Origin of the sequence: Jatrophihabitans sp. (assembly GCF_051960575.1) — a bacterium.
Taxonomy (GTDB): Bacteria; Actinomycetota; Actinomycetes; order Mycobacteriales; family Jatrophihabitantaceae; genus JBQCEE01.
Window position 1 is genome coordinate 1 of the sequence record NZ_JBQCEE010000166.1, and the last position, 4,938, is coordinate 4,938.

The window sequence follows — 4,938 nt, forward strand, 5'->3', positions numbered from 1 at the left end:
CCGGCAGCGGGCCGGTCGTGCTCGACCTGCCGCGGGCGCGCGGGCCGGCCCGGTCGGCGGGGCTCGCCGCCTGCCGTCTCGTCGTGCTGCTGGCGCGCGCGGACGCCGGCGGCATCGCGTCGGCCCACGCGGTGGTCGGCTCGCTCGACGGCGCCCCGGCCGCCCTGGTGGTGCGCCGTGGGTTCCTGCCGCCCCGCGAGGTGGCGGCCGCGGTCGGCGTGCCGCTGCTGGGGGTGCTGCCCGGCGAGGCCGTGCCGCCCCGAGCCGGGGCGGCGCCACGGGCGGTCGCCGCGCTGACGGCCGGCATCTGGGCCGGGCTGCGCACGTCTCGGGCGTCGGGGGCGTCGGGGGCGTCCGGGGTGTCCGGGTGGGCGGCGTGACGGGGGCCGAGGTCGTCGACGACGACGTGTTCGCGCGACTGCGCCGCGACGCGGCGGCCGAGGCGGTGGCGGGACCGCTGGAGGCGCTGCTCGCGCGCGACGACGTCACCGACGTGGTCGTCAACGCGCCCGACGACGTCTGGATCGATCGCGGGCACGGCATGGAGCGCACCACGCTGCATCTCGGCAGCGAGCCGGAGCTGCGGCGGCTCGCGTGCCGTCTCGCGGCGGCGGCGGACCGGCGCCTCGACGACGCGCAGCCGTTCGCCGACGGGGTGCTGCCGGACGGCACGCGGTTGCACGCGCTGCTGCCCCCGCTGGCCCGGCACACCACGCTGTCGCTCCGGGTGCTCGGGCGGCGACGGTTCGCGCTCGACGGGTTGGCGGCGAGCGGCACGGTGCCGGCCACCGCGCTCGGGCTGCTGACCGAGCTGGTGCGCGCGCGGCGCTCGTTCGTGATCAGCGGCGGCACCGGCAGCGGGAAGACGACGCTGCTCGGCGCCCTGCTCGGCGAGGTCGCGTCCGACGAGCGGGTGCTGCTGATCGAGGACACACCCGAACTGGTCGTCGACCACCCGCATGTCGTGCGGCTGGTGCCGCGCGGCGCCAACGTCGAGGGCGCGGGCGCGATCGGCACCCGCGAGCTCGTGCGCCAGGCGCTGCGCATGCGGCCCGACCGGCTGGTCGTCGGCGAGTTCCGGGGCGCGGAGTTCGTCGAGCTCCTCGTCGCGCTGAACACCGGTCATCGCGGCAGCGGGGCCACCGTGCACGCGAACGCGGCCGGGCAGGTGCCGGCCCGCCTGCACGCGCTCGGGGCCCTGGCCGGGCTGTCGCCGGACGTTGTCACCACCCTGGTCGCCCCGTCCCTCGACGTCGTCCTGCACCTCGACCGAGGTCGGCTGGGTCGGCGGCTGGTCGAGGTGGCGCGGCTCGTCGTCCGTCGGGACGCCGCTGGTGATCGGCTGGCGGTCGAGCAGGTGTGGACGTCGGCGGACGGCCAGGTCGGCACGCTCGACGGCGACGTGTCGTGAGTGCGGGTGCCGCGGCGTCGCTCGCCCTGCTCGCGGCGGCGGGTGCGGCGGGGGGCCGGCCGCGGAGTACCCAGGCTCCGGGCCGGGCGCGTGCCGGCCGACGCCGGCTCGGGTCGATGGCCGACGCCGTGCTCGCCTCCCCGAGGGCGCGGCGCCGGGTGGTCGCCGCGACCGGCGTCGTGTCGTCCGTCGCGCTCGGGGCACTGGGCGTCGCGGCGACGGCGGTGGGTGGCATGGTGCTCACCCTCGCGGGCGACCGGGTGGCGCAGCGGCGCGACGAGCGACGGCGGCGCGATGAGCTCGCCGCCGTCCGGCTGCTCGCTGCGGAGCTGGCCGCCGGCGCCTCGCTCGGCGTGGCCCTCGATGCGGCCGGCGAGGTCGACGCCGGACGGCGCGAGCTGTGGTCGGCCGCCGCGGCGCGCGCCCGGGCCGGTGACGACGTCGCCGAGGTGCTGCTGGCGGCCGGTGGGCCGACGGTCGCCGCCGTCGGGCACGCGATCCGGGTCGCCGCGGCGACCGGGGCGCCGCTCGCGGCGGTGCTCGGCCGGATCGCGGTGGGCCTCACCCTCGCCGAGCAGCGTCGGGCGGCGGTCGCGACGGCGGTCGCGGCGCCCCGCGCCTCCGCGCTGCTGCTCGCCGGGCTGCCGGTGCTCGGCCTCGGGCTGGGCGCGGCGATGGGGGCGCGGCCGTGGGTGTTCCTGGTGCACGGCGGCGCCGGACGGCTCGTCTGCTGCGCCGGCGTGCTGCTCGACGTGGCCGGTGTGCTCTGGATGCGGCGGGTGCTGCGCCGGGCGGTCCGGTGAGGCCGACCGTCGCGTCGCCCCGCGTGCCCCGGGGCGGCAGGGCATGACGGCGGTGGCCGCGGTGCCATGGCTGCTCGCGGCGTTCGCCGCGGCCGTACTGGGCGCACGATCCGGTCACACGACGAACGACCGGCCCGCGACCCGCCGGGCCCGTCCCTCCCGCCGGCGGCCGCGGACGGCCGGGCGCTCGGGGCCGTCGGCGTTCCTACGGTCGCCGCTCGTCGCGGTCGTCGCGGTCGGCGCCGTGGCGGTGACGCTGGGCGGGTGGCGTTGGGGCGGTGGGGCCGCCGTCGTCGTGGCGCCGGTGCTCGTGAGGTGGCTGCGGTCGGCCGCCGTCCGGGCGACATCTGAACCCGAGTCGGACGAGCAGTTGCCGCTCGCGCTCGACCTGCTGGCCGCCGCAGTCCGCAGCGGACGCTCGACCGCCGAAGCGTTGGAGGTGGTGGCGGGCGTCGCACCGTCCCACCGTGACCTGTTATTGCGGGTCGGCGCGCACCTCCGGCTGGGGGCGGCGCCGGCCGAGGCGTGGGCGTCGGTGCCGCGCGACGGCCCCCTCGCCTCGGTCGCCCGGCTCGTCGCTCGCAGCGGCATCAGCGGTGCCCGGTTCGCCGCGGTGCTCGAGCAGGAGGCGGCCGCGATGCGCACCGGCGACCACGCGCGCCGGCTGGCCGCTGCACACCGGGCCGGTGTCACCCTGCTCGCCCCGTTGGGCGCGTGCTTCCTGCCGGCCTTCGTCCTGCTCGGCGTGGTGCCGGTGATCGCGGGGGTGCTGGCGTCGACGCAGCTGGTGCCGCCCTGACGACGGACGCGAAGGTGTGCACCAGAACCGACGGGAATCTGTGCAAGTTCATCGTTGCCCGGCTCACGTCCGCGGCCCGACGGGCCCGCGCGGTCGTACCGTGGCAATCATGACGAGCACGACTCCCGCGCTGGGCACCGGGGCCCTCACGCACGGCCCGCGCCGTGGCCCGCTGGCGTGGGCCGGGGCGTTCACCGGCTTTTATCCCGCCACCGCGACCGACCTCGACGGCTTCGATCCGATCGCGCGGTTCCTCTACGCCGCGCGCAGCGTGATCCTGGTGATCTCGGCACAGTCGGCCGTGATCGCCGGCCTGCTCGCCGCCACCGATCGCCGCTTCGAGTGGCTGCCGTTCGTGCTCGCGTTCCTCGGCTACGTGGTCCTGCACGCCATCAGCAACCTGTCGAACGACTACTTCGGCTACCGGCGCGGCCACGACACCGAGGACTCGCCGCGCCGCCGGTACACGCTCCACCCGGTCGCGAGCGGCGTGTTCACGATGCGCTTCCTCGCCACCGGCCTGCTCGTGCTCGGCGTCGTCGCCGCGGCGATCGGCATCTACTTCATCGCACTGCGCGGGTGGGCTGCGGTCGGCCTCACCGTCGCCGGCGCGGTGCTGCTCTACGCCTACGACGCCGCCCCGCGGGCGCTCAAGGAGCTCGGCCTCGGCGAGGTCGCCGCCTTCCTGGTGTGGGGCCCGCTCATGATCGGCGGCGGCTACTATGTGATCACCGGTCGGTGGTCGGGCGACGCCTTCCTCGCGTCGGTGCCCTACGGGCTGGGTGTCGCGTCCATCCTCATCGGCAAGCACATCGACCAGGCCGCCTTCGACCGCTCGCAGGACCAGCGCACGCTGCCGGTGCTGCTCGGTGACCGCCGGGCCCGCGTGCTGAACGTCAGCGTCGTCGCGCTCATGTACGTGATCACCGCCGTCGGCATCGCGGCCGGCGCGCTGACCCCGTTCGCCGCAGTGATCCTGCTGGCCGGTCCGCGGGCGCTGCGCGCGCTGCAGGTGATGGGCCGGCCGCGCCCGGACGCGCCGCCGGCGGGCTACGTCGGCTGGCCGCTCTGGTACCACCGCGTCTGCCTCGTGCACAACCGCGCCTTCGGCTGGTTGTTCATCCTCGGCCTTGCGGTCGGCGCGATCTGGCCGGGCAGCCGGATCGGCTAGCACCCACCGCTGACACGGGACGGCGGGCGTCCACAGGCCGCGTGTCGTCCACAGGTTGCCGTCGCCGGGCGCGCCGGGCCCTCGCGCCGCGGTTCGCTCGGCGGCATGACCTTCCTGCTGCTGTTCCTGACCACCGCCCGCCGCCGCCTGCGCGCACGGATCGACGCCGGCATGTCCACGGCCGAGTACGCCGTCGGCACGGTCGCAGCCGTCGGCTTCGCCGTCGTGCTCTACAAGATCGTGCGCAGCGCCGCGGTGTCATCGGCGCTGAGCCACATCATCACGTCGGCGCTCCATGCCATCTGACCGGCGGTCGCGCGCCACGGACGCCGGCATGGTCACGGCCGAACTCGCGGTCGGACTGCCCGTACTCGTGCTGCTGCTGGCCGTCGCGGTGTCGGCGGTCATGGTGGGCGACGCCCGGGTGCGGGCGCAGGACGCCGCCCGCGAGGTGGTCCGCGCGGCGGCCAGGGGCGACCCGGCGACCGGCCGCCGACTCGCCGCCGAACTCGCCCCTGGCGCAACGGTCGACGTCACGCGGCAGGGTGCCGAGGTGGTTGCCGTTATCCATCGTCAGGTGCACCTGCTGGCGTCGTGGCTGCCTGCGGTGTCGGTCGACGCGCGAGCCGTGGCGGCGGTCGAGCCGGGTGAGGAAGCACCGTGACCGGACCGGCGCTCCGGCCTTCGGCCCGGGCCCGGCCGCGCCGGGACGACCGGGGCAGTGCATCGGTCTGGGTGGTGTCCTTCGGCGTCC

Annotated in this window: 6 protein-coding genes and 1 pseudogene; all 7 read left to right on the forward strand. The window is 76.9% G+C overall.

Annotation, left to right across the window (positions count from 1 at the left end; all coding sequences use genetic code 11):
* Positions 1–380 (forward strand): annotated as a pseudogene (locus ACTHMS_RS09480) (hypothetical protein); the annotation flags it as partial.
* The gene (locus tag ACTHMS_RS09485; RefSeq protein WP_440306415.1) at positions 377–1,411 is read left to right on the forward strand and encodes a TadA family conjugal transfer-associated ATPase; all 1,035 of its coding nucleotides are present in this window, start codon (positions 377–379) and stop codon (positions 1,409–1,411) included. The pseudogene ACTHMS_RS09480 and the gene ACTHMS_RS09485, both read left to right, overlap by 4 nt.
* Positions 1,412–1,527: 116 nt before the next feature.
* Positions 1,528–2,214 carry a type II secretion system F family protein gene (locus ACTHMS_RS09490; RefSeq protein ID WP_440306416.1) on the forward strand — a complete coding sequence of 229 codons (687 nt, stop codon included), beginning with the start codon at positions 1,528–1,530 and terminating at the stop codon, positions 2,212–2,214.
* 43 nt (positions 2,215–2,257) lie between these two features.
* Positions 2,258–3,013 carry a type II secretion system F family protein gene (locus ACTHMS_RS09495; RefSeq protein WP_440306417.1) on the forward strand — a complete coding sequence of 252 codons (756 nt, stop codon included), beginning with the start codon at positions 2,258–2,260 and terminating at the stop codon, positions 3,011–3,013.
* A gap of 109 nt (positions 3,014–3,122) precedes the next feature.
* Positions 3,123–4,184: a prenyltransferase gene (locus ACTHMS_RS09500; RefSeq protein WP_440306418.1), complete on the forward strand. Its 1,062-nt coding sequence runs from the start codon at positions 3,123–3,125 to the stop codon at positions 4,182–4,184.
* A gap of 105 nt (positions 4,185–4,289) precedes the next feature.
* A complete protein-coding gene (locus ACTHMS_RS09505) occupies positions 4,290–4,490 on the forward strand; it encodes a DUF4244 domain-containing protein (protein ID WP_440306419.1) in 201 nt (66 codons plus the stop codon).
* A gap of 28 nt (positions 4,491–4,518) precedes the next feature.
* Positions 4,519–4,848 (forward strand): TadE family type IV pilus minor pilin, encoded by a 330-nt coding sequence (locus tag ACTHMS_RS09510; protein WP_440306420.1) that lies wholly within the window; start codon positions 4,519–4,521, stop codon positions 4,846–4,848.
* The last annotated feature ends 90 nt before the right edge of the window (positions 4,849–4,938 follow it).